28 protein-coding genes and 1 pseudogene are annotated in these 25,409 nt (G+C 38.6%); 5 read left to right on the top strand and 24 right to left on the bottom strand.

What is annotated here, in order from left to right; all coding sequences use genetic code 11:
• The first annotated feature begins 24 nt into the window (after nucleotides 1-24).
• A complete protein-coding gene (locus ACLNCW_RS05745) occupies nucleotides 25-750 on the top strand; it encodes a 16S rRNA pseudouridine(516) synthase (protein ID WP_424845514.1) in 726 nt (241 codons plus the stop codon).
• Between the two features lie 33 nt (nucleotides 751-783).
• On the opposite strand, the gene ACLNCW_RS05740 is transcribed toward ACLNCW_RS05745, so the two are convergent.
• The 4 genes from ACLNCW_RS05740 to ACLNCW_RS05725 all read right to left on the bottom strand — a co-directional run bounded on the left by ACLNCW_RS05740 (nucleotide 784) and on the right by ACLNCW_RS05725 (nucleotide 2,788).
• Entirely contained in the window at nucleotides 784-1,167 is a 384-nt protein-coding gene (locus ACLNCW_RS05740; protein WP_000259257.1) for a rhodanese-like domain-containing protein, read from the bottom strand.
• Nucleotides 1,167-1,397: a YqgQ family protein gene (locus ACLNCW_RS05735; RefSeq protein ID WP_001808324.1), complete on the bottom strand. Its 231-nt coding sequence runs from the start codon at nucleotides 1,395-1,397 to the stop codon at nucleotides 1,167-1,169. The genes ACLNCW_RS05740 and ACLNCW_RS05735 overlap by 1 nt, the downstream gene beginning before the upstream one ends.
• Nucleotides 1,398-1,482: 85 nt before the next feature.
• Nucleotides 1,483-2,079: a response regulator transcription factor gene (locus tag ACLNCW_RS05730; RefSeq protein ID WP_000698194.1), complete on the bottom strand. Its 597-nt coding sequence runs from the start codon at nucleotides 2,077-2,079 to the stop codon at nucleotides 1,483-1,485.
• Nucleotides 2,060-2,788 (bottom strand): ATP-binding protein, encoded by a 729-nt coding sequence (locus tag ACLNCW_RS05725; protein WP_261043401.1) that lies wholly within the window; start codon nucleotides 2,786-2,788, stop codon nucleotides 2,060-2,062. The genes ACLNCW_RS05730 and ACLNCW_RS05725 overlap by 20 nt, the downstream gene beginning before the upstream one ends.
• A 534-nt stretch (nucleotides 2,789-3,322) precedes the next feature.
• Here ACLNCW_RS05725 and ACLNCW_RS05720 point away from each other — a divergent pair.
• Complete coding sequence (locus ACLNCW_RS05720) at nucleotides 3,323-3,475, top strand: hypothetical protein (RefSeq protein ID WP_238395603.1); 153 nt, start codon at nucleotides 3,323-3,325, stop codon at nucleotides 3,473-3,475.
• A 239-nt stretch (nucleotides 3,476-3,714) separates the two neighbouring features.
• Here the strand turns inward: ACLNCW_RS05720 and ACLNCW_RS05715 are convergent, their stop codons facing one another.
• From ACLNCW_RS05715 to ACLNCW_RS05705, 3 genes are all read right to left on the bottom strand, one after another.
• On the bottom strand, nucleotides 3,715-5,730 hold the full coding sequence (locus tag ACLNCW_RS05715; RefSeq protein WP_024057694.1) for an FtsX-like permease family protein: 2,016 nt from the start codon (nucleotides 5,728-5,730) through the stop codon (nucleotides 3,715-3,717).
• Between the two features lie 12 nt (nucleotides 5,731-5,742).
• The gene (locus ACLNCW_RS05710) at nucleotides 5,743-6,477 is read right to left on the bottom strand and encodes an ABC transporter ATP-binding protein (RefSeq protein WP_078238523.1); all 735 of its coding nucleotides are present in this window, start codon (nucleotides 6,475-6,477) and stop codon (nucleotides 5,743-5,745) included.
• Between the two features lie 130 nt (nucleotides 6,478-6,607).
• Nucleotides 6,608-6,715, bottom strand: coding sequence for a QVPTGV class sortase B protein-sorting domain-containing protein (locus ACLNCW_RS05705; protein WP_020901952.1), 108 nt, complete (start codon nucleotides 6,713-6,715; stop codon nucleotides 6,608-6,610).
• Between the two features lie 708 nt (nucleotides 6,716-7,423).
• Between ACLNCW_RS05705 and ACLNCW_RS05700 the strand changes: the two genes are divergently transcribed.
• Nucleotides 7,424-8,332, top strand: a complete 909-nt coding sequence (locus ACLNCW_RS05700) for a LysR family transcriptional regulator (protein WP_001222592.1) — start codon at nucleotides 7,424-7,426, stop codon at nucleotides 8,330-8,332.
• A gap of 104 nt (nucleotides 8,333-8,436) precedes the next feature.
• Here the strand turns inward: ACLNCW_RS05700 and ACLNCW_RS05695 are convergent, their stop codons facing one another.
• From ACLNCW_RS05695 to ACLNCW_RS05670, 6 genes are all read right to left on the bottom strand, one after another.
• Entirely contained in the window at nucleotides 8,437-9,633 is a 1,197-nt protein-coding gene (locus tag ACLNCW_RS05695) for a hypothetical protein (protein ID WP_424845507.1), read from the bottom strand.
• A gap of 32 nt (nucleotides 9,634-9,665) precedes the next feature.
• Nucleotides 9,666-10,064, bottom strand: a complete 399-nt coding sequence (locus ACLNCW_RS05690; protein ID WP_265527863.1) for a hypothetical protein — start codon at nucleotides 10,062-10,064, stop codon at nucleotides 9,666-9,668.
• A gap of 498 nt (nucleotides 10,065-10,562) precedes the next feature.
• Nucleotides 10,563-11,165: a hypothetical protein gene (locus ACLNCW_RS05685; RefSeq protein WP_084946982.1), complete on the bottom strand. Its 603-nt coding sequence runs from the start codon at nucleotides 11,163-11,165 to the stop codon at nucleotides 10,563-10,565.
• Between the two features lie 319 nt (nucleotides 11,166-11,484).
• Nucleotides 11,485-11,901 carry a hypothetical protein gene (locus tag ACLNCW_RS05680; RefSeq protein ID WP_265527864.1) on the bottom strand — a complete coding sequence of 139 codons (417 nt, stop codon included), beginning with the start codon at nucleotides 11,899-11,901 and terminating at the stop codon, nucleotides 11,485-11,487.
• A 74-nt stretch (nucleotides 11,902-11,975) separates the two neighbouring features.
• Nucleotides 11,976-12,566 (bottom strand): hypothetical protein, encoded by a 591-nt coding sequence (locus tag ACLNCW_RS05675; RefSeq protein ID WP_080702834.1) that lies wholly within the window; start codon nucleotides 12,564-12,566, stop codon nucleotides 11,976-11,978.
• Between the two features lie 25 nt (nucleotides 12,567-12,591).
• Nucleotides 12,592-13,566, bottom strand: coding sequence for a choline-binding protein C (locus tag ACLNCW_RS05670; protein WP_424845503.1), 975 nt, complete (start codon nucleotides 13,564-13,566; stop codon nucleotides 12,592-12,594).
• Between the two features lie 386 nt (nucleotides 13,567-13,952).
• Between ACLNCW_RS05670 and ACLNCW_RS05665 the strand changes: the two genes are divergently transcribed.
• Nucleotides 13,953-14,858, top strand: a complete 906-nt coding sequence (locus ACLNCW_RS05665; protein ID WP_203213136.1) for a helix-turn-helix domain-containing protein — start codon at nucleotides 13,953-13,955, stop codon at nucleotides 14,856-14,858.
• 38 nt (nucleotides 14,859-14,896) lie between these two features.
• Here the strand turns inward: ACLNCW_RS05665 and ACLNCW_RS05660 are convergent, their stop codons facing one another.
• Genes ACLNCW_RS05660 through miaA form a run of 5 tightly spaced genes read right to left on the bottom strand, consistent with a single transcriptional unit; the run spans nucleotide 14,897 to nucleotide 19,348 of the window.
• Nucleotides 14,897-15,652, bottom strand: a complete 756-nt coding sequence (locus ACLNCW_RS05660) for an SDR family NAD(P)-dependent oxidoreductase (RefSeq protein WP_424845501.1) — start codon at nucleotides 15,650-15,652, stop codon at nucleotides 14,897-14,899.
• A gap of 20 nt (nucleotides 15,653-15,672) precedes the next feature.
• Nucleotides 15,673-16,602 carry a ribonuclease Z gene (gene rnz, locus ACLNCW_RS05655; RefSeq protein ID WP_424845499.1) on the bottom strand — a complete coding sequence of 310 codons (930 nt, stop codon included), beginning with the start codon at nucleotides 16,600-16,602 and terminating at the stop codon, nucleotides 15,673-15,675.
• Nucleotides 16,603-16,616: 14 nt separating this feature from the next.
• Complete coding sequence (locus ACLNCW_RS05650; protein ID WP_424845497.1) at nucleotides 16,617-17,240, bottom strand: cystathionine beta-lyase; 624 nt, start codon at nucleotides 17,238-17,240, stop codon at nucleotides 16,617-16,619.
• On the bottom strand, nucleotides 17,233-18,471 hold the full coding sequence (gene hflX / locus ACLNCW_RS05645) for a GTPase HflX (RefSeq protein ID WP_227325597.1): 1,239 nt from the start codon (nucleotides 18,469-18,471) through the stop codon (nucleotides 17,233-17,235). The genes ACLNCW_RS05650 and hflX overlap by 8 nt, the downstream gene beginning before the upstream one ends.
• On the bottom strand, nucleotides 18,464-19,348 hold the full coding sequence (miaA, locus tag ACLNCW_RS05640; RefSeq protein WP_227325596.1) for a tRNA (adenosine(37)-N6)-dimethylallyltransferase MiaA: 885 nt from the start codon (nucleotides 19,346-19,348) through the stop codon (nucleotides 18,464-18,466). The genes hflX and miaA overlap by 8 nt, the downstream gene beginning before the upstream one ends.
• Before the next feature lie 120 nt (nucleotides 19,349-19,468).
• On the opposite strand from miaA, the gene ACLNCW_RS05635 reads away from it, so the two are divergent.
• Nucleotides 19,469-19,639, top strand: a complete 171-nt coding sequence (locus ACLNCW_RS05635) for a DUF3042 family protein (RefSeq protein WP_001051780.1) — start codon at nucleotides 19,469-19,471, stop codon at nucleotides 19,637-19,639.
• A 50-nt stretch (nucleotides 19,640-19,689) separates the two neighbouring features.
• Here ACLNCW_RS05635 and ACLNCW_RS05630 read toward each other — a convergent pair whose 3' ends face one another.
• The 6 genes and pseudogenes from ACLNCW_RS05630 to pabB form a co-directional block, all read right to left on the bottom strand.
• A complete protein-coding gene (locus ACLNCW_RS05630) occupies nucleotides 19,690-20,529 on the bottom strand; it encodes a thymidylate synthase (RefSeq protein WP_285387310.1) in 840 nt (279 codons plus the stop codon).
• A 50-nt stretch (nucleotides 20,530-20,579) separates the two neighbouring features.
• Nucleotides 20,580-21,014 (bottom strand): GTP pyrophosphokinase, encoded by a 435-nt coding sequence (locus ACLNCW_RS05625; protein ID WP_424845493.1) that lies wholly within the window; start codon nucleotides 21,012-21,014, stop codon nucleotides 20,580-20,582.
• A 99-nt stretch (nucleotides 21,015-21,113) separates the two neighbouring features.
• Complete coding sequence (locus ACLNCW_RS05620) at nucleotides 21,114-22,073, bottom strand: ROK family glucokinase (RefSeq protein WP_424845491.1); 960 nt, start codon at nucleotides 22,071-22,073, stop codon at nucleotides 21,114-21,116.
• A 117-nt stretch (nucleotides 22,074-22,190) separates the two neighbouring features.
• Nucleotides 22,191-22,877 (bottom strand): annotated as a pseudogene (locus ACLNCW_RS05615) (excalibur calcium-binding domain-containing protein); the annotation flags it as partial.
• 49 nt (nucleotides 22,878-22,926) lie between these two features.
• Nucleotides 22,927-23,544 (bottom strand): alpha/beta fold hydrolase, encoded by a 618-nt coding sequence (locus tag ACLNCW_RS05610; protein WP_023947285.1) that lies wholly within the window; start codon nucleotides 23,542-23,544, stop codon nucleotides 22,927-22,929.
• A complete protein-coding gene (gene pabB, locus ACLNCW_RS05605; protein WP_424845489.1) occupies nucleotides 23,545-25,266 on the bottom strand; it encodes an aminodeoxychorismate synthase component I in 1,722 nt (573 codons plus the stop codon).
• Nucleotides 25,267-25,409: the final 143 nt, after the last annotated feature.

The following is a 25,409-nucleotide window of genomic DNA, read 5'->3' as shown; positions in this document are numbered from 1 at the left end:
GACTTATGATAAGATAGGCACAGTATGCGTTTAGATAATTTATTAGCCCAAGAAAAAGTTAGCCGAAAGGCCATGAAACACGCCTTAATCAAAGGGGAAATTCTAGTCGATGGTTACCCAGCCCGCTCCCTAGCTCAAAATATTGATACAGGACTACAAGAACTCCTTTTGCAGGATCGAATCATTCGAGGTTATGATCACACCTATCTTATGCTTCATAAACCTGCTGGTGTCGTGACAGCCAACAAAGACAAGAAACTTCCTACCGTCATGGATCTCCTTCCACCCGACATCCAGTCTGACAAGCTCTATGCCGTCGGCCGACTGGACCGAGATACGACGGGACTCCTCCTCTTGACCGATAACGGTCCTTTGGGATTTCAGCTCCTCCATCCCCAGTATCATGTTGATAAGACTTATCAAGTTGAGGTTAATGGACTCCTGACACCTGATCATATCCAAACCTTTCAGAAAGGAATTGTCTTTTTAGATGGTACTATCTGCAAACCTGCAAGACTAGAGATTCTATCTGCAAGTCCTTCCCTCAGTCAAGCCTCCATCACCATTTCAGAAGGAAAATTTCATCAGGTTAAGAAAATGTTCCTCTCGGTTGGTGTCAAGGTGATCTCTCTCAAGCGTACCCATTTTGGACCTTGGAGCTTGGATAAGAATCTTCAAGAAGGAGACTATCGCCCCCTAAACGCCCAAGAGTTAGCAAACATTCGTGAATTTCTTAGAAAAAGTGGTTAAAAAATGAGCTCGGAAACATCCAAGCTCGTTTTCTTATTTTTCAACTTTGACTTTCCCTTTCCAAGAATCCAAACCATAAGAAAGGATATAAATCTCAGAAAAGCCTTGTTTTTTCAAGTAAAGAGCTGCATTTGTAACTCGTTGCGCACGTTGGTTTTCGTAGAGAAGAACCGGTTTATCTTTACGAAGGGCTGCAAGACTAGTCTTCAACTGACTTGAAGGAATATTGCGAGCCCCAAGAATATGTTTTCTGTGGAATTCTGCTGGATCACGCAAATCAATCAATTGACCCGTACGAATCAAGGCTTCAAACTCCTCATTGTCTACAATTTTAGCCGCACGGCGAATACGAAGATAGTTAAAACCCATCCACGCCAACATTGCTAGTATAAGTGCCCACAAAATCCAAGTAACCATTAGTTCTTTTCTCCATTTTTCTCAATATAATCCAATTCTACCTTGTGCTCTCTGCGTAGAACCGCTTCTGCTTCTAGATAGTCTAGTTTATCCATCAACCCTGCATCGTAAATCCGAGAGAGTTCCAACTTCATCAGTTCAATATCATATAAGCGTTTTCCCATGTAAACAATAATACCAAATCGTTTGAGGAATTGCTGCACATCATAGAATGTTTTCATAAGACTCATTCTAGCAAAATTTTATGTTTTTTTCAACAAGAGACCACACAAGAAGTATCGCAGAAATTAAAAAAGCTGCATCTTCTGCAACTTTTTAATCTGGTGGAAAATAGCCCAACTGCTCAGCGATATGAATCGCCTCCTGCCTGTTAGCCACTCCTAATTTTGAAAAGATATTGGCCAGGTGATTGGAAACTGTACGTTTACTCACATAGACCTTGTCACAGACATCATCAATAGTCAAGCCATTTCTAACCAGTTCTAGTATCTCGATTTCTCGTGGTGTTAGCACCTCTACCATCACTTCATCTGAAAAGATCTTACCTCCTAGATAAATCTTTTCCAGTTTTTTCACCAACTCATCTGGATCCATACTTTTATCTAGAAATCCATAAGCCCCCATAGCTTTAGCTCGGTGTTCATACATCTTTTTGCTGTATCCCGTCAAAATCACAACCTTACTAGAACAACCATTGTCAATAATCTCTTGTGCCAAGGTCAGCCCATCAGCTTGATACAGACTCGTCAGGTTGATGTCAATCAAAATAATGTCGTAGTCATTAAAAGCAATCTCCGAAATAGTCGAAAAATTATCCACTAACTGGACCTTTTTAATGTTTTCCGATAACTCTAAAATCATCTTGATACTTTGGCTAAATAATTTATGATCATCAATTAACAAAATTTTCATAACACAACTCCTTATCAATCGGGAGAGTAATTTCTACACGAAATCTCTTATTATTTTCAAAAATCTGCATTTGACCACCTAAAACACTAATTTTATTAGACATATTTTTCAAGCCATAACCTAAGGATTTTTCTGTTTGAAGGCAGTCATTTTCAGAAATGATAAAAATAGCGTCATCATGCACATCAATCTTCAAAGAAATCCTTCCACCACTAGCGTACTTAACGGCATTGGTCGCCAATTCCTCAACCAGACGATAGGCAATTTTATCGTAAGGAGATAAAAGTCTAAAGTGGACAGGAAACTGTGTGACAACTTCATTTTCTGCGTGATAGCGCTTGACAATCCGATTAATCAGCCCTTGATACTGTATGTCTAACTGCTCGTCTGTTTCTACCATTGGCTGATAATAATCCATCCGCTCACGAATCCGCTGAACCAACTCCTCTGTCACCAGATTGATCTGTTCACCAAAAGCTTGATTGCTACTATATTTATTAAAATTTTTTATCGCCATCACATTTTGCAGGATTTCATTGTGAAGAAATTCGGAGAACTGTTGTTCTGTGTCTTCATTTGCCAGCAGACTTTTCACCATACGGTTACGCTTTAAAAAGAGAACTTTTACATAATCCCTAGCATCTAGCATTTCAGCAGAACGAAAAAGGCGAATCAATTCTTCCGAACAAATCCCGAACAATAGTAACATGATATTCAATACCAAAAAGCTCGTGTTTAAGTCTAAATGAAAGATGATGAAAATGCCTACTAACAAAAACATAACCAGTAAAAACAAGCGTGAAAAAGCTTTTATATAGGACAATTTTAACTCTGATACCTTTTTTTGAAGAGAGCTGATAATCGTTTTGAAGTGTAAAAAAGCTAAAATGCCAACAATTTCCAGATACCAGACTAGGTTCATCACTCCTGAGCCCCTCGTATTGATATATAAAAAGAAATAAGAAAGAGGCAATATTAAAGCTAATATCCACAAATTTCGTCTCTGATACTTGAGTTTACTTTTCAACTCTTTATGATATAAAATCAGTAAAATCAAGGGAACAAGGTTTAAAAAGAAAGACGCAAACAAGGACAGAAATAGAAAAATTGAAGGACTTAATAGATACGAACTAATGGTGATTAGTGTCAACACAAAGGACACACTCAACAGTTCTTCTCCTATTTTCTCTCCCAGAAAGATAATAGACAGAGAACTATACACCAATAAAAAAGAGTTGAGCGGATGAAGAATATCAAAAAAGTGCAACAGGGTGCTCGCAACTCCTTGATTAAATATGGATTGCCAGCTAATGAGAAACATCATCAGGAGCAACCAGAGTTTCAACTCACTATACCGAAAGGTCACAATATTACAAATATAGCTAAATACAATTAAAGCAATAATCAGCAATAAAACCATCTGCAAGGAAAAATCTGTCGAAAAGTCCAGAGGGATCCTATAATAAATATAAATCATTAAAGCTAGATGATTAAAAATCGTCAACCACCACAATAAAAGTGAGTTTTTCGAGAGCGATTTGACAAACTGTTTCATATGTATCCACTTCCTGAACTACTTTAATATCATTATAACACAATACCAGAATTGTCGGATTGGCAACTCTGGTATTTGACTTAATTTTCAATAATTTGCCAACTTACTCTGTAAGTCACTAGCAGGTAAAGAACAAATAGTAAGACCGCTATTCCCAGATAGGTGATATCAATAGAAATGCTGGTATTAGCGAAATTCTCAAAATAGCCCAAAAGAGCGGTACTCAAGGAAAATGCTAGCGGACCTGCGATAACCAGCGGAACCAAGAAATAACTTAGAATCTGTTGCAAAAGAATAGAGCGATTTTGCTTTCTCTTGTTACCAAGAAGGTATAAGATTTGATAATCATTGACACTATCCAAAGAACTTGTAGAAGTTTGAAGTGACAAGATACTGAGGGAAATAATGATAAAAATAACACTGACAAAAATCATGACAAAGACAATGACGCCCATAAATCCAAGGTAAACCTCAAAAATACTTCCTTTCGTTTGATAGGTGAACGAATTCAACTCTGCTCCATCACGAGTGAAGTAGTATTTTTCAATCCACTGACTCAAGAATGTTTCTACTTCCCGTTTGTCAATGTTTTCTTTAAAATTAGCAACATAGGTCGTGTGGTCTTCCGTCAATCCAACTACTACCTTATCTGGTACAATCAAGGTTCCTGCGTCATTTAGACCTACTGAAGATAAAAAGTAAACTGTTTCAAGTGGCTTCGAAGAGGCAAGGTTGAGAGAATGACCGTTAATCATGAGGGTTTTGGTCGTTGATAGAAAGTCCTGAATCTGCTTGGCAGTTCCTTTATAATTGGCATTGACTAGAAATTGGTCTTCTGCTAAGTCAACCGCTTTTTTCCCTTGCAGTTTGCGGAGGTGATTGTAGGCAGAAATTCCTAAAATCGGTACTTTTGATTCAGGAAGTTTCTTATCATGCTCCCAGAGATTGCTGGTATCAATCAAATCTTTATAGATTACATCACTAGAATAGCTAGGATAGCTGTACTCCTCTTTGATGAGGTTAAAGTCAAATCCATCTGCTTTCAATCTGTCTTTGACAGATTCCTGAGAAAATTGAAACTCTTGACCACGGTAGAGATTGACAGTTACATCATAAGGTGAGTATTTGTTCAGCTCTCGGTTCATAGTCGTATAGGCACTACCACTAAAAACGAGTAAGCTGAGAGCCAGTGTCAAGGTCAAGGATAAGACAGCCAACGTGACCGAATTACTATCAGCTTGTTTTGAAAATTGACGGATTTTAAAAGTGTTTAGTTTGTTATAGTAGGTTTGAGGCAGTTTTCTAAGGGAGACCAAGATAAAATGGCTCAAGGTATTGTAAAATAAAATCACAAAAATCACGAAGACAGATACCAGCAAGATACCCCAGCTTTTCAAGAATGATAGATGGTGATAGTCTGAAAAATAGAGAGCACCAAAACCGATAACAGCTGTCGAAAGAATAAAGAGAAGTACTTGAAGAACTGGCTTGCCTTTTGCCAAGACAGATTTCTTGACCCCATTTTCTTGAATGAGTGCAATGATATTTTGCTTTCTAAAAGTGATAATGTCCATAACACCAACAATAAAACTGGTTACCAAATAGGAATAAACTAGTAAGATGACAGACTTACTATCAAAGAAAACCAGATTACCAAAGTAATTAGCCATGAAAAACTCAGATGCAATCTTAGCTAGAATGACCAGTAAGATCACTCCAAGAAAGAAACCTAGAATCAAAGAAAAGATATTGACCAGCATGGTTTCAAAGAACAGGGTACGGATAATCTGCTTCTTCTTCATTCCCAGCGTTGCATAAAGTCCCAACTCTTTCTTGCGCCGTCCCAGCACAAAATTTGTGGCGTAAACGATGAGAAAGGCAATCGCCGATAGAATCAGATAGGAAAGCAAACCCATGTACTGGCTCATCACCGTCGTCAACGTTTCCTTTGCTCCTGATAAACTTTGCATCACTGGATGGCTTGGTAAAGCATTAAAAGCGTAGAGCAAGCTATAAATCAAGGTCAGACTGAAAAAATAGATGGTATAGGTCTGTAAATTTCGAAATACATTTCGTAAAATCAATTTTGGATACATACTTTCCCCCTCCTATCTGGTACGGCTGTATATCTCTTGCAAATACTCTTCATTAGATAAGCTGTTACGTTTCAAATCATCCATAATCTTTCCATCACTGAGTAGCACCATCCGTGAGGAATACTTTGCTGCAGCAGGGTCGTGGGTGACCAATAAAATGGTGATCCCAAAACTTTTATTGATTTCCTGCAAAAGTGCCATCAGTTTTTCAGAATTGGCAGAGTCCAAGGCTCCTGTCGGCTCATCTGCGATAATCAGTTTAGAATCATCAATCAAGGCTCTAGCAGTTGCCACACGTTGTCGCTGGCCACCTGATAACTGATTAGGAAACTTATCTTTTAAGTTTTGGATGGCCAACTTATTCAAAATTTCCTCAATCTTATCCTGATGTTTTTTGATATTTTTCCCCTGAATTTGAAGAGGTAGAACGATATTTTCATAAACTGTCAAGGTTTCCACCAAGTTGTAAGCTTGGAAAATATAGGAAATGTTTTTAGCACGATAGTCAGCTAGTTCATTTTCCTTGGCATGGATGATGTCAAAATCTTCAAATCGAATCTCACCTGATGTTGGTTTATCAATCGTTGAAATACAATTGAGGAGTGTTGTTTTTCCACTACCACTGGCTCCCATAATTGCCAGAAATTCACCTTTTTCAACGGACAAGTTCACATCTGATAAAGCATAAACGATATTATCCCCTTGACCAAATGTTTTTGTTAATCCTGTCACGATAAGCTGTTTCATCATTTCATTCCTCCGTTTCTTTATTACTCTCTCATTATACGGTTTCTTTCAAGGTTTTCCATGAGTATTTTGTGCAACATATTCAAGTTATAAAAAACCGATGCCTTTTTCAGGTATCGGTTGATGTTGATTATTTGCGATCGTTTCTTTTTTTCATAAAGTAAACAATCCCTATGACAACAACTCCTAAGACCAGTACAGGTGCATAGAAATCTAGTGTTCCAATAATTCCTTCCATTTTATCCTCCTGTCAAAAAATAGAGAGTTTTATCCACAGCGCACGTTTGACGAAATACATTCATAAGAATATGTAAATCACCAACCACCGCGCCCCTGTGCTGTTAATCTAACAGCCGTACGCCACCCAGCAGCAGATTTACCATCCAATTCTTAGCTATTAATTTCCATAATCCAAAGAATCAATCTCAAAGTTGTCTTGTTTTATTTGTCTTTCTCCCCGTAAATATAACACCAAATCAAAATGTTGTCAATGTTTTGTAATAAAACACTAGAATTTTCCTTTTGTTTTATCTAACAGCGAACATTATTTCTCGTACACTCATAGAAATAGGTGAAACACAATCCACAGAGACCTGCTAGTGTCATTTTAAAAGCTGTGTACCACTAGCTTCTGATTGCCCGGAAAGTTCTTGGTTTTCAACCTCGAAACTTAAAGAATCAATCTCTGAACGATTTATATTTTTAGCCATAAGGTTGCCTCCTTCCTTCTTTTAGATGATCATCTTTACAGTAACTAGTATAAACTCTAGTATTGGCTAAGTAATGAGTAAATCGTGCAAGTTTCTTATTTTCGAGGAAAATTTTTAATCTTATTTACTAAATGATTTAGAAGTTTCTTCTTAACTACTTTACAGAGACCCACACACTCCCCCTGATTTTCCTATCTTCTTTGGCGATTCTGACGCAAGTGTGGTACAATAAAAACATGAGAATTCAACAATTACATTATATTATCAAAATCGTCGAAACAGGCTCCATGAATGAGGCAGCCAAGCAACTCTTTATCACCCAACCCAGTCTTTCTAATGCTGTGAGAGATTTGGAAAATGAAATGGGCATTGAGATCTTTATCCGCAATCCCAAGGGTATCACCTTGACCCGCGATGGAATGGAGTTCCTCTCTTATGCCCGTCAGGTTGTCGAGCAGACCCAGCTTCTGGAGGAACGCTATAAAAATCCTGTCGCCCACCGCGAACTCTTTAGCGTTTCGTCTCAGCACTATGCCTTTGTAGTCAATGCCTTTGTTTCTCTACTCAAGAAAAGTGATATGGAAAAATACGAGCTCTTCCTTCGTGAAACGCGGACTTGGGAGATTATCGACGACGTCAAGAACTTCCGTAGTGAGGTCGGTGTCCTCTTCCTAAACAGCTACAACCGTGATGTACTGACCAAAATGCTGGATGACAACCACCTGCTAGCTCACCATCTCTTCACCGCCCAGCCCCATATCTTTGTCAGCAAGACCAATCCTCTGGCAAAGAAAGACAAGGTCAAACTGTCTGATTTGGAAAACTTCCCTTACCTAAGCTATGATCAGGGAACGCACAATTCCTTCTACTTTTCAGAAGAGATTCTTTCCCAAGAACACCACAAGAAATCCATCGTGGTCAGTGACCGTGCTACCCTCTTTAATCTCTTGATCGGTTTAGATGGTTACACCATTGCGACGGGGATTTTGAACAGTAATCTTAACGGAGATAACATCGTTTCCATCCCACTGGACATTGATGACCCCATTGAGCTGGTCTATATCCAGCATGAAAAAACCAGCCTATCCAAGATGGGCGAACGCTTTATCGACTATCTACTAGAAGAAGTCCAGTTTGATAGTTGAGAATCACTCTAAATCGAATAACCTAAAAACCTCAAAAACTAGCTTTCAACCCTAGTTTTTGAGGTTTTTTCTCTAATAGTAAATCAAGGGGATTTCATAAAATCTTATTTTTTAAACCAAAATATAGATAGGATTACAACAAGGACAAGTCCAGCTCCTGCAACAATGATAAACACTGGATTGTTTCCGAATAGTTTCTCTTCTGGCTTTGTCTCCTCACTACTATCTTGAGTTGATTCTGCTGCTGTATCGCCTTGTTTCGCTACTTCTTGCTCTACCTTTTTCTCGATTTTCTTAGGACCATAAGTTGGATTTACAAAAGTTACTAGCTTGGTAGGTTTAGAATAGTCTTCCTCCCCTTCTTTTACTACCCACAATACATTATATAAAGTTCGCCCTTCTAGTACCATACCATGTTCGAGTCGATGACCAGGAGGCAAACCACCACCTAAACCGACACTAAAAGCAAACTCTTGATCCTCCTGATTATCTTTTAAGACAATAAATCCGTTCTCACTCACTTTTTTAAGACGGGATAATTTCCCTCTAATATCTCCATCTTTAAAAGTTCCAGTATAGCTACCATCATCTCCTAAAATAAGTGATGAAGCTCTACCAGGTTTAGTACCATTATTTGGCTCTTTATTAATCCAAATACCTACTAGCTCAGATGGCAAAGGAATTTCATCTCCAATTTTGGCATCGACAAGGGACTTGGGCATGGGAGGATTAGGATCCATATTATCTCCAATGATTGGAAGATTTAGAGAAGTATATTCAATAGTTGAGGTATCTATTTTTATTTTAGAATCAAGGTTTAATTCATCTAAGTCACCTTCTCCTGCTCTAAATTCACCTTTTTTAATTAACGTTGGCTCCTTATTTTCTTTAGAAAGTTGGAACAATCTATATGATACAATTCCTGGAACACTTTCAAAAACAATAATACTTCCATCTGTGTAGGTATTAATAACTGTCCCCATTCTATGACTTGTATCCCAAAATCTATCAAATAAGGGAGTTGGAGTATTACCATTCATATAATAGACTTCAAATAATTCCCATTTTTCCCTATTTTTCAGTCCGATTAATAACTCCTCCGTCCCATTTTTATCAATATCCATCAAAGCGTAACCAAGTCTATTAGCATTATTTTCAAATAGATGTTTACTCTCCCACTTCTCGGTAATTTGTGGCAATAGTTGATTGTAGTCAGTACTGTCAGCTTGGGCTGAATTCACAAGTGAAAATAAGCTGTAAAACAAACCCAAACAGGTAATTATTTTTATAATTTTCTTCATATTATTTCTAATTTTAATTTCACCTATATAAATTAATAAATATTATTTTGATGGTAATGATTATGTGTGTGATAATGATTTTCTTGAACACGTAAATTTCTCAAATAATCAACTGCTTCTTCTGTATTTCTACGGATTCCGTCTAACTGCTGTAATTGTAACGTTTGAACATAATTGTTGTATCTTAATGCTTGAAGCATTTTCTTAGTATCAATATATTGTTCCCTTTGTAACTGTAGCATTTGTTTCTGATAATTCAACTGTAATTCTTTATATTTTGTATCATCATATAAATTTACTAGTTCCTTCATATTATCAGCTTTGAAATTTTCTAAAGCTCCGATAAAAAACTCTATAGCTTCTATGAAATAATAATCTTTTGGGTACCATCCACTACCAAAATCCACTAGAGCTCCTGCAGCTTCTTTCATCTATTTTTCACACTGCTGTTGCTCTTCCTTAATCTCTTGTTCACGTTTAATCTGTCTATCATAATCAGACTGTCTCATGCCTGAATTTTTAATAAGTTGTTTATTATCATCATCAATTAGAGTATTAGTGAAATTAACCCATTTAGGATACCAAATTTCACCTAAAATAGAAATTTATAAAAACAGTCTAGGTTTCTTGTCGTCAAGAAAACATGGAATAAATCTATAAAATGATTAATTCATCGATGTCTAGGAATTATGTTTGGACAGGTGAGGGATGCACAAATTTAGCTCAAAAGATTGATAGTGACTGGAACAGTTTTTTTTAATTGTTATTAGATTTAAAAGCTAAAATAACTCGTTTGGATTTAGCGTTGGATGATTATAATGCTGTTGTTGATTTTGAAAAGATAGAACGTAAATTAAAATCTGGTGATTATCGTTTATCTAAGAAGAGCTACAATGTCATCAAAGAATTTTATTTGATACTTAATTTGTTTATTTTTTTTCTTCTACAATTTTACCATCTGCTTTATCAAAGTCTATTACATTTCCTTTAGAAACTTCGGTAACGAGTAGTTGTGCAGAATTGTAGTCGGATCTGGAACGCCCTGAATTATATCCAGCATAGTATCTATCACGGATTTGTCCATAGGTTAGAGATTTGTAAGTACGATAATCTGCTTTATTTTGGTACCAAGATATTTTTATCTGTTCTTCTGTAGTGTTATTCCCTGACGAATCCGTTTCTACCCTAGCTGTAACTTTATCGATTTCAAAATTTTTTTTGGATTTTTCCTCAGCTAACTTTCTAACTTCATCGATGTTTTTACCTACAACTTCATCCATATGAAAATTTACGTCTATTTGGTACCCTTTCAGTTTTCCGCTTTTTGTGATATAGACGTATTCTATATCTTCATCTTTTCCAGGTAGGTCATCATCATTAGAATCGTGCACAAGATAGAAAACTCTCTCTTGATTTTCGTTCATTAATTGAGTGATACCTTTTCCTTTTGTATCCATAGATGATGAACAAGCTGCTAAACCGACACTAGAAAGTAGTGCGCCTAAGATAAGTAAAGTATTTCTTTTTTTCATAAGAGACTCCTAAATATTATTTATTTTTCCATAAAAGTATAACAGTTATTGTACAAATATTGTTATGATTTTTTATTATTTCCAAAATTTCCACCATTTTTTAGATGTTTCTATTAGTTTAGTATCACGATTATAGATTATTTGCTGAAGATTGGATATCTGCATATCTTTGCCTCATCATTTTCTCTATTTTGTTAGATGAATTACTTTCTAATAATACTGATTTCTCTTCCACTTCATTCTCCATCTTTTTTCTATTTTACTAAAAAACCTGCTATTATTAGTACATCCATCCCAACTACTACTGAAAAGAAGTTATTTAATCAATCCGTTTATTAGTAGCTTTAGCACCTTTTATAATCATTATTGCCGCAAAAATATTTATCAAAGCACAGATAAAATATAGAATAGCTCCATAACCTAATTGAGATCTACCAACTATTTCATTCAAGAATGTAAAATGAATAAACAAACTAAATGCACTTAATAAAATAATGACAAGTGACTGAATAATTGCTATCACTCTTCTATTTACTATAAATAAAGATAATAATAAAGTGATTACAAATGCACCGTACCAAACAATAAATACCATAAATCGGGAAGGCGCATTTAGATAATCAACTACGTACTCACTTACCGGAGCTAGTGATTGATTACCTGATGAAACAACAGGCAATAAGAAAGTAATTAGGCCAACCAAGCTGGCTAGAGTTATTAATTTTTTAAATTTCATATGATATTCTCCCTGTATACAATTTCCTACCTCAGTAACTTTTAGGGTACTGAGGTAAGCTTTGAATGTGTAGTCTATTTTACTCGGTTAAAGGTTTGATCTGGCTCTTGAAGATAGAGTTCTTTATCTTTTAACATATATTTTGTTTTTCCTAAATCTCTTCCTTTATCGTCTGTGATTGTCAATTCTTTCTTTTGTTTATTAATTTTCACTAATCTTTTTTCTTTGTCTCCGTCTGAATCTTCAGAGGTGACGGTTCCAGCATTTCCTTTAATCACCATGACTAAATGATCACGTCTTGTTAAAATTTCATAAGTTCCATCTAAGGGATCACTGGTTAATTTGCGAATTCCAAAGAACAGAACAAGAAAGATAGCTAGGCTTATCCCGATAGATTGTAGAGGTTTTGTTTCAAATAGTTTTTTAATCTTTTCAATGAGACCATTCATATCTAGATTTTCAATTTGTTGTCCAGCTTTTTCTACAAAAATTGACGCCTCTTTTTTGAGTGCTTCTACTTTATCAGGCTTCTCTGTAACTACTTCATTAATTGATTCTTCCATTCTTTCCGTAGTCTCATCGACTTTTTCTACGGTCACTTCTTCAGTATCTTCGACTTTTTCTACGATTATCTCTTCATTCATTTGGTTTTCATGTTTTTCCATTATTTTCTCCCAGTTCAAAAAAGTTTTATTTTACCCACTTACCTGAGCCATCTACTTTGTAGCCATCTGGGGTCCGTTCGTTGACTGCCATCTTACCATTTGACTTGAGATAGTAGTCACCTATCCATGTATTACGAGCATAGCTACCCTCAGAAGTTAGGTAATAATAAGATTGGTAGCTGCTATCATAGACCCACTCGCTCTTAGCCATCTTACCATTTGATTTGAGGTAATAGCTACCTACCCAAGTACTACGAGCATAGCTTCCTTCTGATGTTAGGTAATAGTATGAACTATAGTTTTTATCATAAATCCACTCACTCTTAGCCATGTAACCACCTGATTTGAGGTAGTAATTGCCTGACCAGGCATTTTGAACAAAGTTACCTGAAGCATTGAGGTAGAAGTAAGAATTGTACTGAACATCAAAAATCCATTGATTCACTACTTTAACACCAGCTTTGTAGTATGAGTTACCTGACCAACCAGTCTGAGCTGAGTTAGAACTAGTAGATTGTTTTGGTGTTTCAGTAGCTTTAGGTGTCTCTGAATTTGTTATGGGTACATATCCGTGATTTGATACTTTAAATACTTCTGACCGACCAAAATATCGTTTCCCAAAGTCTTTTTCACTATAAACATCAATATGATATCTTCCATCTTCAGCATATAGTAACCAAACATGGGATTGACTTCTAGTTTGATCCCCAAAACTATTAAAGTTATAACTAGCTACAATAGCCCCTGTATCTTCATTAACTAAATCATAATACAAAGATGGATTATCAGTAGAAGAATTTCTTTGAATATCTACCAACACACTTCCTGAATAAAACGGGTTCCCAGTAGTGGGTATCAAGGTGATTTTCAAGGGATTCTGAGTATCCTTGACACTCATATCTGTTAAGGCATGAACCGTTGTCGGTTTAGAGGCTACATAACCTATTGACAATAAAGCTCCGGCTAGTAAAGAAGAGGCCAACATTTTTCTGTTTCTCATAACAAAACTCCTTATATATTTCTATTTTTCTAAAAATTTATGATAATTGTCTTATAACCTTAAAAATAACTATGATATTTTTCTAGTATCGAGCATTTAAGTTCTTCTCATGGCTTTTTCTCCTTTGATGGCTGATAGAATAGGATTGAGTGGTAAGTCAATCCTTGTTATACTAGTATAACAAGCTCACTTTATTTCCTGTCCTTTTCCTTATCATACCATAATAGATATTTAAATTTTGCGTCATTTAAACTATAGTTTCAATCTTGTTCATAAAAACAAAAAATAGCATAGAATTCTAATATTTTGTAACTATAGTTTTCTTTCTCCATTTTTTTCTCTAAATTTTTGTATAATAGTCTTAGAAGTATGTAAGGAGATGATTTATGGAAAACCTATATCCATTTGGAACTACATTTAAGTACCTGCGTGAAGCACGAGGCCTCAGCCTAAAGGAAGCCGCCTCAGATATCGTATCACCACAGTTCCTAAGTCAATTTGAAAAAGGAGAAAAAGGAATTTCACTTGAAAACTTTGCCAAACTGTTAATTGTTATCGGAGTTGAATGGAATGATTTTGTTATCGCCTATGCAAATAAAGGTGGAGATTGTTTAGAATTACCTGCTATTGAATTTGGCAAACATGTGGTCCATGAAGAAGATATCCTCACTTACATTGAAGAATACGAAAAATTATTTGATGTCTATCTAAAAGACAATCCACTTCAAGCAGAGATGATTTTCAAATCTATCAAATTAAGACACTATCCAACCATAGCAAAGAGTCCAGAAACTGTTGCCAGGATTCAAAACATTATCAATCATTTAATGAAATCGGATGTCTTTAATAGTATCGAACTTGAAATTTATCGCGTCATCGTCAATCATTCTCCTATGGAACTTATTGACCATATGAGCAAACAATTATTACTTATGTACAAGGAAAGTGCTAATACTGATACCTACATCCGTATTTTAAATGCTCTCACTTTCTCCGTAAAATACTTCTCTGAACTAGGGTACTATCAAAAGGCTGATGATATTATTAAAAAAATTAAATCACTTCAGACCTTCGAACGAGGCTACCTGGCTATTCCACTCATGTTCCTAGAAGTTGAACATGTTTACAATCAATTTAGATGGAATAAACCTGAGGCTATTCCCCTAGCCAAAAATCTATTTAATTATCTTCAAAGCGCAAAATTTATTGATCAGCAATACTACTCTAATTTTATCAACGCCTTCACTTATCATTGCCACGCATTAAACAAGACTGGTATTGATTTGTTCTAATCGTCAAAAAAGTTGCTCCATTTTAGGAACAACTTTTTTTATTTATAATTAAAAGTCTCCCCTGCCAGCTTATCAGCTAGCTTTGGAAAGAGAGTATAAAACTTATGGGCTAGGTTCAACAACATCGGTAGATTGAGGTCTCGTTTGTTTTTTCCTATAATCTTGACAATCTTTTTAGCCACTGTATCTGGTTCTAGCAGGAAGCGGTCAACCGACTTGAGATAGGTTCCATCTGGATTGGCCTGGTCAAAAAATCCTGTGCGGATTGGTCCTGGATTGACTGTTGTCACATAGACTCCATAGGGCATGAGTTCGAGGCGCAGAGCATTTGAAAAACCAATAGCAGCAAACTTGGTCGCTGAGTAGAGACTGGACTTGCCAGTAGCGATCAAACCTGCCATGCTAACAATATTGATGATATGGCCTTTTCTACTTTCCTTCATACGGGCCGCAAGGCGACGAGATAGATTCATCAGGGCAAAGGTATTGACCTCAAACATCTGGTGAATATCTTGGTCAGAAATCTGGTCAAATTCCTCAAAGATCCCGTAACCAGCGTTGTTTATCAAAACATCAATCTTGCCATAGCGGAGATAGAGGTCTGCTACCAGAGTTTCTAAGGCTGAATCATCGGTAATATCGATTTCCATCAATTCTGCATGGGGATGGTCTCCGTAGAGTTGGGCTAATTTTTCCTTATTTCTACCAAGCAAGATGAGTTGGTCATTTGGCAGGAGTTTGACCATTTCTTGAGCTAGGCCACCGCTAGCTCCGGTAATGAGAATAGTAGGCATACTGTTCCTTTCTCAAGCTTTTAGATTTCCACTTCTTCCAAGTCTTTGACGACATGGACATTTTCAAAGACACTTGTAGCATCTTTCTTGAGCTTGCTAATATCTTTTGAGAGGAAACGGGCACTGATATGGTTGAGCAAGAGGCGTTTGGCTCCTGCTTCTACTGCGACCTCTGCTGCCTGCATGTTGGTTGAGTGACCATGATTACGAGCTATTTTTTCATCACCCTTGCCATAAGTCGATTCATGGACAAGGACATCGGCATTGACAGCCAGACGCACACTGGCATCCGTTTTTCGAGTGTCTCCTAAAATAGTGATAATTTTACCTGGACGTGGAGCTGAGATATAGTCTGCTGCCTTGATTTCAGTTCCGTCTTCCAAAACAACATCCTGGCCGTTCTTGATTTTCCCAAAAAGTGGGCCAAATGGGACACCAGCTGCCTTGAGTTTTTCAGCATCCAGCGTTCCTTCCAAGTCCTTTTGCATGACACGGTAACCAACACAGAAAATAGTGTGATCCAATTCTTCCGCATAGACTGTAAATTTATCGGTCTCAAGGATTTTTCCTAGAGAATCTTGGTCAAACTCATGAAAATGAATACGGTAAGGCAGGCGCGAACCTGACACTCGTAGACTTGTCAATACAAAAGATTTGATGCCTTGAGGTCCATAGATATCCAAATCTGTCTGCTCTTCATTGGCCTGAAAGGCACGACTAGAAAGGAAACCTGGCAAGCCAAAGATGTGGTCTCCATGTAGGTGGGTAATAAAGATTTTGCTGACCTTACGTGGTCGAATTGTGGTTTCCAGAATGCGATTTTGCGTACCTTCTCCACAGTCAAAGAGCCAGACTTCATTAATCTCATCCAAAAGTTTCAAAGCAAGACTTGATACGTTGCGGGCTTTAGAGGGCTGACCAGCCCCCGTTCCTAAAAATTGAATATCCATTCGATACTTTCTAATTAATCAATATATAACATAGCTGTGCGGTTTTCCGATCGGAAATAGCGCTTGCCAGAAAAAGCTGTGGCTTCTTGTAATAACTCCTCTTGGCTGTAACCTTTAAGACGTTTACGACCATCAGTCAAGCTTTCCAAATCAGTCAAAGCCGTGAGACTCTCCACACTAACAACTTCCTCGTCCCCGACAGCCTTCAGATAAATCTTACCAAACTCCTCAAAGACTAGCTGATGGGGGAAAATTTGCGCAATTTCAAAGAGCAAGTCATCTGAAATAACCTCTTCATTTTCAGAGAAAATTCGACCCAGACCCTCACTCTCATAACAAAAACCAAAGGATTTACCAGACAGATTAAGCCGAATAAAAGGCTTATTTTCTAGGGCGAAACTTGGCTCAGTATTGTAAAGATTCAGTTCCTGACTGACTTCTGCAAAATAATCCGTCGCTGCTTGAGGACTCTTTTTCTGATAGAGTTCTGCAAAGTAAGCATTGACCACGCTAGGTGGAGGAGTGACCAATGCCAACTGCTCCTGCTCTGTTTTACCAGCTAGAAGTTGATCCAGATAGACCTTGTCCAGACTTGTATAGCCCCCATATTTTAGAGCCAACGTTTTAATATCAGTCATAAAATTCTTCTAACCTCCATTTGTTTTTCTCGGAAATGTAGCCTGTAATCACTTCGCCATCCTCCTGATAATCACGTTCTTCCAGAATCGCTACACTTTCTAAATCATGAATCTTATAGGACTTAGAAAAAGGCACGCGCAGGGTAAAAGATTCAAAAATATCCTTGATTTTCTCTAAAAATAGTGCCTGCAAGTTCTCACGACTATCCTCAGACTTGGCAGAAATGAGGGCATAAGGCGTTTGGGTAGGCGTAAAATCCTCCACCAAATCCGCTTTATTATAAAGGGTCAGGCGAGGAATATCTTCCATGTCCAGGTCTTTCATGATGGACAGGACTGTTTTTTCATGCTCCTCATGGTAAGGATTGCTGGCATCGATAACATGAACCAGAAGGTCCACATGCTTGCTTTCTTCCAAGGTTGACTTAAAACTGGACACCAACTCTGTCGGCAAATCTTGGATAAAGCCAACTGTATCTGTCAAAGTTACTTGGAGATTGTCTCCCAGATGGATACTCTTAGTTGTCGCGTCCAAAGTCGCAAAGAGCTCGTCTGCTTCATACTGTGTCTTACTGGTCAAAGTGTTCATGATGGTTGATTTCCCAGCATTGGTGTAACCAATCAAACCAATCTTAAAGGTGCTTGACTCCAAACGTTTTTCTCTGACAGTCGCCCGATTTTTCTCAACCACCTTGAGCTGGCGCTCGATATCCGTAATTTGGTTTCGAACACTACGACGATTCAGCTCCAGCTGGCTTTCACCAGGTCCACGGGAACCAATTCCCCCTGCCTGACGACTGAGCATAATTCCCTGACCAACCAAGCGAGGCAAGAGATATTTGAGCTGAGCTAGGTGAACTTGGAGCTTCCCTTCATGGCTTCGAGCTCGCATGGCAAAGATATCCAAAATCAACTGCATACGGTCAATGACCTTGACACCCAGAACTTCCTCTAAATTGACATTCTGCCTTGGCGTCAGACGGTTGTTGACAATGACAGTAGTAATTTCTTCTGCATCCACCATGAGCGCAATTTCTTCTAGCTTACCAGAGCCGACGAAGGTCTTGGAATCATATTTTTCACGTTTTTGTCTGTAGCTATCTACAACAACTGCCCCAGCTGTCTTAGCTAGACTGGCCAATTCTTCCATGGAGAGGTCAAAATTGTCCATTCCCTGCAATTCTACACCAATGAGCAGAACCCGTTCCTCTTTTTTCTCCGTTTCAATCATCTAAAAACTCCTCTATCTGGCTAAAAATACGCTCCTGCACACCAGGCTCTCCAATCTGATAAAAGGTGACCTGCATGCGATTACGGAACCAGGTCAACTGACGCTTGGCAAAACGACGGGTCGCCTGTTTGAGACTCTCACTAGCATCCTCCAAGGTCTGCTCTCCACGGAAGTAAGGAAAGAGTTCCTTGTAACCAATCCCTTTAGCAGCCTGCACATCTGGATAATGGTCAAACAACCACTTAGCTTCGTCTAGAAGTCCAGCTTCAAACATCAGGTCCACTCGGTGATTGATACGCTCATAAAGCTGACTGCGCTCATCGTCCAAGCAGATAATCAGCGGTTCATATAGACTCTCTTTATTTTCCAAATCCTGACCAAAATGGACAATTTCCAAGGCACGCATCGCACGACGACGATTAAACTGGGGAATCTCAAGGTCTGCTTGCTCCACCAAATGGGCTAATTCCTCATCTGAATATGGCTCCAAACTAGCTCGATAAGCTAAAATCTCCTCATGAGGAGTCTCACCACCTAGGTGGTAGCCTTCAAGCAAGCTCTGGATATAAAGCCCAGTCCCACCAGCAATAATAGCTAGCTTGCCACGGCTTTGAATATCCTCAATAGCCTTCTTAGCTTCTGAAACAAAATCAAAAGCCGAGTAAGACTCGGTTACCTCTCTAACATCGATTAAATGATGAGGAACAGCTGCCTGCTCTTCTGGACTAGCCTTAGCCGTCCCTATATCCAGACCTCGATAGACTTGCTGGCTATCTCCACTAACCACTTCGCCATTAAAACGCTTTGCAACTTCGATGGCAAGGGCTGTTTTTCCAACTGCAGTCGGTCCAACAATCACAATTATTTTTGTTTTCATCTTTTTTCCTTGAAAAATTCCCATTTTTTCGTTACTATTATTATAACACAAAAAGGTCAGTCAGAAAAATGTGACCTCTTGAGGGGGCTGGCTGATTAAGAAGATAAAGGAGGAAGACTCATGGCTAAAGGATTCGCTAAAGGTCTTGTAACAGGTGTCGCAGGAACTGTCGCTGCAGTCGCAGGTGCAGTATACGCATTTAAAAAGAAAGTGATCGAACCAGAAGAGCAAAAAGCAGCTTTCATCGAAGAAAACCGTAAAAAAGCAGCTCGTCGCCGCGTATCACGTTAAGAAACAAAAGAAGTTGGGATTTATTTTCTCAACTTCTTTTTTCTATTCTTTTAAATAGCTAGGTCAAACTTCAACTGTGGCTTGACAGGGTCATAATCCACCAACTCAAAGTCCTCTGCTTTAATATCAAAAAAATTGGTCTTATCTGGCACATTCAAGACCAAACGTGGTTGGCAGTTTGATGGCTCACGACGGAGCAATTCCTGAGCTTGTTCAAATTGATTGTCATAGATATGGAGATTGTTGATGAAGTAGAAGAACTTCCCAACCTTCCAGCCGAAATGCTTGGCAATCATCATTTGAAGAGCCACGTACTGCATAGCATTGATGTGGTGGGCCACCAACATGTCATTCGAACGCTGGGTCAAGGTCGCATCCAGATAGATTTCTCCATCTACACGGCGGACATCAAACATGGTCTGAAAGGCGCATGGGAGTAGTCCTTCTGTTTCTTCGAAAGCTTGGTAATCCCAGAGCGAAATGATATTGCGACGGTTCCAAGGGTTGACTTCCAACTGCTTGAGAAGCTTATTGATAATGTCGTGTTTCTTAACAACAGCACCATAGCGCTCACCAATGGTTCCCGTATTTCCCACTTCCCAGTCATTCCAGTAGTGAACATTGTACTTGTCATTGAGAACTTCTAGGCTATTAGACTGGTCTTGGTAGATCCAGAGAACTTCTTTGATAGCTGATTTGATTGCAATGGGACGCAAGGTTGTAATGGGGAATTCCCCCTTGGCCAAGTCATACTCTGCAAAGGCACCCGTTACGTACTTAGAGTTGGCAACTGTCCCATCCTTGTACTTGGGACGTGCTTGCTCAGAAAAGACACCGTCTTTGAGGATTCGTTCAATATTCTCTTTAAAAATCGTATCTGCTTTTGTCATTCTCTCACCTCATTTATTGTCCTAACTAGTATAGCATAAAAAAAGCTTTTCTACATGCTCAGATAATCAATAGCTTTCTTGTATTTTTCAAATCGTTCCAGATCCTTTTCAGTAATTGTAGCTAGTCTAGATAAATCTGAATTATGTTTCAAATCTGCTAATTTGACATAACGTGCTATAGGATTCGATTTAACAAGTTCCAAATATTGTTGATAATCTTGTCCCTTTTTCTTGGTCAGTACCTGCACTGCAGTAACAACAGTCTCTGGTAAACCAGCCAATATTAGTTCTTCTGCTGTATAAGGGCTATCTTCAAGAACATCGTGCAATAGAGCGACTGCCTTTTCTTCTTGTGTATCGACCAGACTTGCTACAAAAAGAGGGTGTTTGATATAAACTACTCCAGCCTTATCATATTGTCCCTCATGTGCCTTTTTTGCGATGGACAAAGCCAATTCAAACATGGATTGTTCTGACTTATTCATTTAAAATCTCCTTTCTAAAATCAAAAAGTTAAGAGTTATATTTACAATTATGATCTTGAAAAAGAGCCTGATGAATCACCAAGCTCTGTCATTTTTATTTTATTGCAATACAAGTGATGCTGCTCCAATGACTCCAGCGTCATTTCCTAGAGTTGCAAGAGCTAGTTTAGTAGTTGTGCGTACTTGTGGGAAGGTATTTTCATCGTAGACTTTTTGAACACCTTGTAGAAGGAATTCTCCTGCAGCTGACACACCGCCACCGATTACGATTGTTGATGGGTTTAGGATTGAGCCAATGTTAGCACAAGCGATTCCCAAGTAACGTGAGAAGTTACGGTAAACGATCAAAGCAAGATCGTCTCCTTCTTTTGCAAGATCAAATACAGTCTTAGCAGTCACTTCTTCTCCGTTATCAATCAAGCGTTTCAAGGCTGCATCGCCTTCGTATTCATCAGCATAGCGACGAGTCAAGTTAACAATCCCTGTTGCTGAAGCAACTGTCTCAAGGCAACCTTTCTTACCGCAAGTACATGCGATTGGTTGGTCAAAGTCAACAGTGATGTGGCCAAGCTCCCCTGCTGCACCAGTAACACCGTGAAGCAATTTGCCTTCTGCAACGATACCACCACCAACACCAGTACCGAGTGTCATAAAGACAACGTCTGGTTGGTTCTCACCAGCCCCCATCCAACGCTCACCAAGAGCTGCTACGTTAGCATCATTATCGATGAAGAATGGAATACCCAAGGCTTTTTCAATCTTTTCTTTAATTGGTTGAAGGGTTTTCCAGTTGAGGTTGTAGGCGCCGATAACAGTTCCTTTTTCACGGTCAACCACACCTGGTGATCCCATTCCAATACCTTGGAAGTCTGCTGCTGCCAATCCAAGCAAGTCCAAACGATGTTGAATAGACTCAATCATATCATCTACGATATGACTTCCCTCATCCAAAATATTAGTCTTGATAGACCATTTTTCTTGGATTTCTCCTGCTGTGGTTAAGATTGCAAATTTGATAGAAGTTCCACCAAGGTCAATCCCAATAATCTTTTGACTCATCATATTCTCCTTTTTCATTATGAATTAATTGAAAATGCTTACAGTACTAGTATAACAAAATTCACTCATTTATGCAAAGGTTTGCATTAACTTTCTAGATTTTATCCTTACTTATGGTTTCCATAGACCTGAAGCATCTACATAGTAGCGGCCTCCATCAACTCGCTCATTTTTAGCCATTTTACCATCTGATTTCAAATAGTAGTTTCCTTGCCATGCATTGCGAGCATAAGAACCATCTGATTTCAAGTAATACCAGGCTTGATAAGAAGAGTCATAAACCCACTCACCTTGTGCCATTTTACCGTTTGATTTAAGGTAATAAGCTCCTTGCCATGCATTTTTTGCATAAGAACCATCTGATTTCAAATAATACCAAGCTTGATAAGAAGAGTCATAAATCCATTCACTCTGTGCCATTTGACCATCAGCTTTCAGGTAATAGCTTCCCTGCCATGCATTTTTCACTGGATTTCCATTTCCATCAAAATAGTACCAAGAACCGTCCTGCTTAACCCAACCACTTGCTGTGGATGAAGTTGTATCAGTTTGAGTTGTAGCCGTTTGTTTTGCTTTAAAAGCACCCTTAGGAGCATTTTTCAATTCGCAAGCCACACCATCATGATCGCGGTCTAACTTGGCAGAATAACCAGGTTCTCCCTCGTGAATATCTGCGTATCCATTCGCCCAAGCTTCTTTACAACTAGAAAAATGAATGTTTTCTTCTGCTAACACAGGTTGTGAAAACAAGGCTAAGACTGGCAAGGTAGCCAGACTCATTTTTAAAAATAGACGTTTATTCATTTCTTTCTCCTATAACGATGTTATCGATTTCACTATTATTTTATCAAACTTATTTCAGCAATTCAAGGAAAGGTTTAATCTGTTCAGCAAACTCTTTTGGTTTAGCTTCATTCAAGACATGAGGACCATCTGGTATAATCTGAAATTGAGATTCTGATATTAGTTTATGAAGACTTCTCATAGAACTAAGATTCGGTTTATCTTTGCTGCCACAAATTAGTAAGGTTGGATAAGGACAAGTTCTTGATATATCAGTTAAATCAAGTGTCTTCAATTCCTCAGAAACTCCGACCATAAAAGCCTTGTCTGCTCCCTGTTTTTCAAATACTTTTTTGGGAAGTAGTTTAAAAATCATCAACTGAAGATAAAATAGGATATTACCAGACAGTTTAAGTGGACATCCTGATAGAACCAAAGCTCGGAGATTTGATAAATCGTAACTAGATAGTTCTAATGCCAGGGCAGCACCTAAGGACAATCCAACCAAAATAAAAGGTTCTGTCTCTTGAGCTAGATGCTGATAAACTCGCTCTTTAGCTTGTTGATAGTTGCTAACTCCAGAAGGAAATAACTCAATAGCCTCAGAAGGATAATCTGTCAGTAGATTCCGAACTTCTTTCCAACTATCTGCTGACTGACCTAGGCCATGTAAAAATATTAATTTCATTTAGTTCTCCCTTACTGACAACTCATACAAGCCCCTGACTGCATTACAGCCGTAAATAGCTTCTGCTCGGGCTAAGTCTTTTAAAGTCAAGACTCTCTCTTCTACCTGTCCTGTTTCCAGCAAGAGCTGACGGTAAATTCCTGGCAAGATTCCCAGTCGGATAGGCGGTGTGTAGAGTTTCCCAGAAATTTTCAGAACCAAATTTCCGATAGAGGTTTCAAGAAGTTCTCCAGACTTATTATGGTAAATGATCTCTTGCTCCCCTATGCTCAAATGCGGTCGGTGAGTCGTTTTGAAGTAGATAAAGGCTTGTTGCAAATTGGCTTCCTGAAGGCAAAGTTTGGCCTGACAAAAACTTGGACTAAGAGCTGTTAATACTTGACGATCGACTTCTATCTCTCCAGACTTGCCGAGAGAAATTCGCAAGCGGTAATCTTGATTAGCATCACAAGCCTGACACTCTTCCTCTATCTTTTGTTTCAAGTTTTCTGAATCAAATGGAAAGGCAAAATACCGACTAGCTTTTCTCAGCCTTTCTATATGTTGTTCTTCAAACAGCAAGTTCTTCTGGCTGATTTTCCCTGTAGTAATCAGTTTGAAACGAGCTTGTTTACGATAAAGAACTGCCGCCTTTTGATGAACCTCACGGTATTCAGACTCCCAAGTGCTATCCCATGTAATGCCTCCGCCAACTCCATAGATGGCTTTCCCTTGATGCAGTTGAATGGTCCGAATAGCAACATTGAAAATTCGTCGTCCATTTGGAAGCAGGAGACCAATCGTTCCACAGTAGACTCCGCGCGGTTGTGGCTCCAAGTCCTTGATGATTTCCATAGTCGCAATTTTCGGAGCTCCCGTTATGGAACCACAAGGAAATAGAGAACGGAATATCTCTACAAGGTCAACATCCTCTCGCAACCAACTCTTGATGGTCGAAGTCATCTGCCAAACCGTTGAATACTGTTCCACTTGGCAGAGACGCTCCACATGTTCACTTCCCACTTCAGAAATACGGTTCATATCGTTGCGCAAGAGGTCCACAATCATCATATTTTCAGAGCGATTTTTGGGATCCTGTTCCAACCAACTGGCCTGCTCCAAGTCTTCTTGGTCAGTCACTCCACGCTGAGTCGTTCCCTTCATTGGTCGCGTTGTCAACTCACGGTCATTTTGCTCAAAAAAGAGCTCTGGACTCATGGAAATCACTGCCATCTCGTCATGTTCAACATAAGCATTGTAGCCCGCCTCCTGCTCTACTACCATACGATTGTAGATGGCAAAAGGATTGGCACTTAATTTTTGCTTGAGTTGGACGGTGTAGTTGACCTGATAGGTGTCCCCCTGCCGCAAATGATGGTGAATCTGAGCAATCGCCTTTTCATAATCTGCTTCAGACGTCACTTCCTGCCAATTTGAAGGCAAATCAACCTCATCATAAGTCAGGGGAATAGGAGATGTCTCCACCCTATCGTGAACAGTAAAGTAAAGCAAATACTCGTCCAGTAAAGGAGCTTTATGAACTGCTAATTTCTCCTCAAAAGCAGGTGCAGCCTCGTAGCTGACATAGCCCACCACATAGTAGCCTTGCTCTTGGTAGCTTTCCACTTGTACCAGCAAATCTGCCACTTCTGCTACATTTCTCGTTTTCAACTCTTTAATAGGCTGGGTAAAGGTGTATCTCTCGCCCAAAGCCCTAAAATCAATCACTGTTTTTCTATGCATATCTTAAGTATAGCACAAAATAAGAAAACCCTCATCCGCAAAGCAGATGAGATTGTTTTTAGTCCCGTCACGTATCTTCTGATTAGAGAAAAAACTCTCCTAGTAGCTATTTTGCTCTAGGAGAGTTTTAAGAATAATATTAT

Origin of the sequence: Streptococcus sp. CL6.22, assembly GCF_049738055.1 — a bacterium.
Taxonomy (GTDB): Bacteria; Bacillota; Bacilli; order Lactobacillales; family Streptococcaceae; genus Streptococcus; species Streptococcus mitis_DJ.
This window is presented reverse-complemented; position numbering and strand designations above follow the sequence as displayed.

What these genes read in the sequence shown, in the direction of transcription:
- ACLNCW_RS05625 (WP_424845493.1), bottom strand. Translation starts at nt 21,014, where the DNA reads ATGAATAAGTCAGAACAATCCATGTTTGAATTGGCTTTGTCCATCGCA.
- ACLNCW_RS05740 (WP_000259257.1), bottom strand. Translation starts at nt 1,167, where the DNA reads ATGGTTACTTGGATTTTGTGGGCACTTATACTAGCAATGTTGGCGTGG.
- ACLNCW_RS05635 (WP_001051780.1), top strand. Translation starts at nt 19,469, where the DNA reads ATGGCTAAAGGATTCGCTAAAGGTCTTGTAACAGGTGTCGCAGGAACT.
- ACLNCW_RS05745 (WP_424845514.1), top strand. Translation starts at nt 25, where the DNA reads ATGCGTTTAGATAATTTATTAGCCCAAGAAAAAGTTAGCCGAAAGGCC.
- pabB (WP_424845489.1), bottom strand. Translation starts at nt 25,266, where the DNA reads ATGCATAGAAAAACAGTGATTGATTTTAGGGCTTTGGGCGAGAGATAC.
- ACLNCW_RS05710 (WP_078238523.1), bottom strand. Translation starts at nt 6,477, where the DNA reads ATGAAACAGCTTATCGTGACAGGATTAACAAAAACATTTGGTCAAGGG.
- ACLNCW_RS05735 (WP_001808324.1), bottom strand. Translation starts at nt 1,397, where the DNA reads ATGAGTCTTATGAAAACATTCTATGATGTGCAGCAATTCCTCAAACGA.
- ACLNCW_RS05680 (WP_265527864.1), bottom strand. Translation starts at nt 11,901, where the DNA reads ATGAAATTTAAAAAATTAATAACTCTAGCCAGCTTGGTTGGCCTAATT.
- ACLNCW_RS05620 (WP_424845491.1), bottom strand. Translation starts at nt 22,073, where the DNA reads ATGAGTCAAAAGATTATTGGGATTGACCTTGGTGGAACTTCTATCAAA.
- ACLNCW_RS05690 (WP_265527863.1), bottom strand. Translation starts at nt 10,064, where the DNA reads ATGAAAGAAGCTGCAGGAGCTCTAGTGGATTTTGGTAGTGGATGGTAC.
- ACLNCW_RS05660 (WP_424845501.1), bottom strand. Translation starts at nt 15,652, where the DNA reads ATGCCTACTATTCTCATTACCGGAGCTAGCGGTGGCCTAGCTCAAGAA.
- ACLNCW_RS05685 (WP_084946982.1), bottom strand. Translation starts at nt 11,165, where the DNA reads ATGAAAAAAAGAAATACTTTACTTATCTTAGGCGCACTACTTTCTAGT.
- ACLNCW_RS05700 (WP_001222592.1), top strand. Translation starts at nt 7,424, where the DNA reads ATGAGAATTCAACAATTACATTATATTATCAAAATCGTCGAAACAGGC.
- ACLNCW_RS05730 (WP_000698194.1), bottom strand. Translation starts at nt 2,079, where the DNA reads ATGAAAATTTTGTTAATTGATGATCATAAATTATTTAGCCAAAGTATC.
- ACLNCW_RS05705 (WP_020901952.1), bottom strand. Translation starts at nt 6,715, where the DNA reads ATGGAAGGAATTATTGGAACACTAGATTTCTATGCACCTGTACTGGTC.
- ACLNCW_RS05695 (WP_424845507.1), bottom strand. Translation starts at nt 9,633, where the DNA reads ATGAAGAAAATTATAAAAATAATTACCTGTTTGGGTTTGTTTTACAGC.
- miaA (WP_227325596.1), bottom strand. Translation starts at nt 19,348, where the DNA reads ATGAAAACAAAAATAATTGTGATTGTTGGACCGACTGCAGTTGGAAAA.
- ACLNCW_RS05675 (WP_080702834.1), bottom strand. Translation starts at nt 12,566, where the DNA reads ATGGAAAAACATGAAAACCAAATGAATGAAGAGATAATCGTAGAAAAA.
- ACLNCW_RS05610 (WP_023947285.1), bottom strand. Translation starts at nt 23,544, where the DNA reads ATGAAATTAATATTTTTACATGGCCTAGGTCAGTCAGCAGATAGTTGG.
- ACLNCW_RS05630 (WP_285387310.1), bottom strand. Translation starts at nt 20,529, where the DNA reads ATGACAAAAGCAGATACGATTTTTAAAGAGAATATTGAACGAATCCTC.
- ACLNCW_RS05725 (WP_261043401.1), bottom strand. Translation starts at nt 2,788, where the DNA reads ATGTTACTATTGTTCGGGATTTGTTCGGAAGAATTGATTCGCCTTTTT.
- ACLNCW_RS05665 (WP_203213136.1), top strand. Translation starts at nt 13,953, where the DNA reads ATGGAAAACCTATATCCATTTGGAACTACATTTAAGTACCTGCGTGAA.
- rnz (WP_424845499.1), bottom strand. Translation starts at nt 16,602, where the DNA reads ATGGATATTCAATTTTTAGGAACGGGGGCTGGTCAGCCCTCTAAAGCC.
- hflX (WP_227325597.1), bottom strand. Translation starts at nt 18,471, where the DNA reads ATGATTGAAACGGAGAAAAAAGAGGAACGGGTTCTGCTCATTGGTGTA.
- ACLNCW_RS05720 (WP_238395603.1), top strand. Translation starts at nt 3,323, where the DNA reads ATGAAGAATATCAAAAAAGTGCAACAGGGTGCTCGCAACTCCTTGATT.
- ACLNCW_RS05715 (WP_024057694.1), bottom strand. Translation starts at nt 5,730, where the DNA reads ATGTATCCAAAATTGATTTTACGAAATGTATTTCGAAATTTACAGACC.
- ACLNCW_RS05670 (WP_424845503.1), bottom strand. Translation starts at nt 13,566, where the DNA reads ATGAGAAACAGAAAAATGTTGGCCTCTTCTTTACTAGCCGGAGCTTTA.
- ACLNCW_RS05650 (WP_424845497.1), bottom strand. Translation starts at nt 17,240, where the DNA reads ATGACTGATATTAAAACGTTGGCTCTAAAATATGGGGGCTATACAAGT.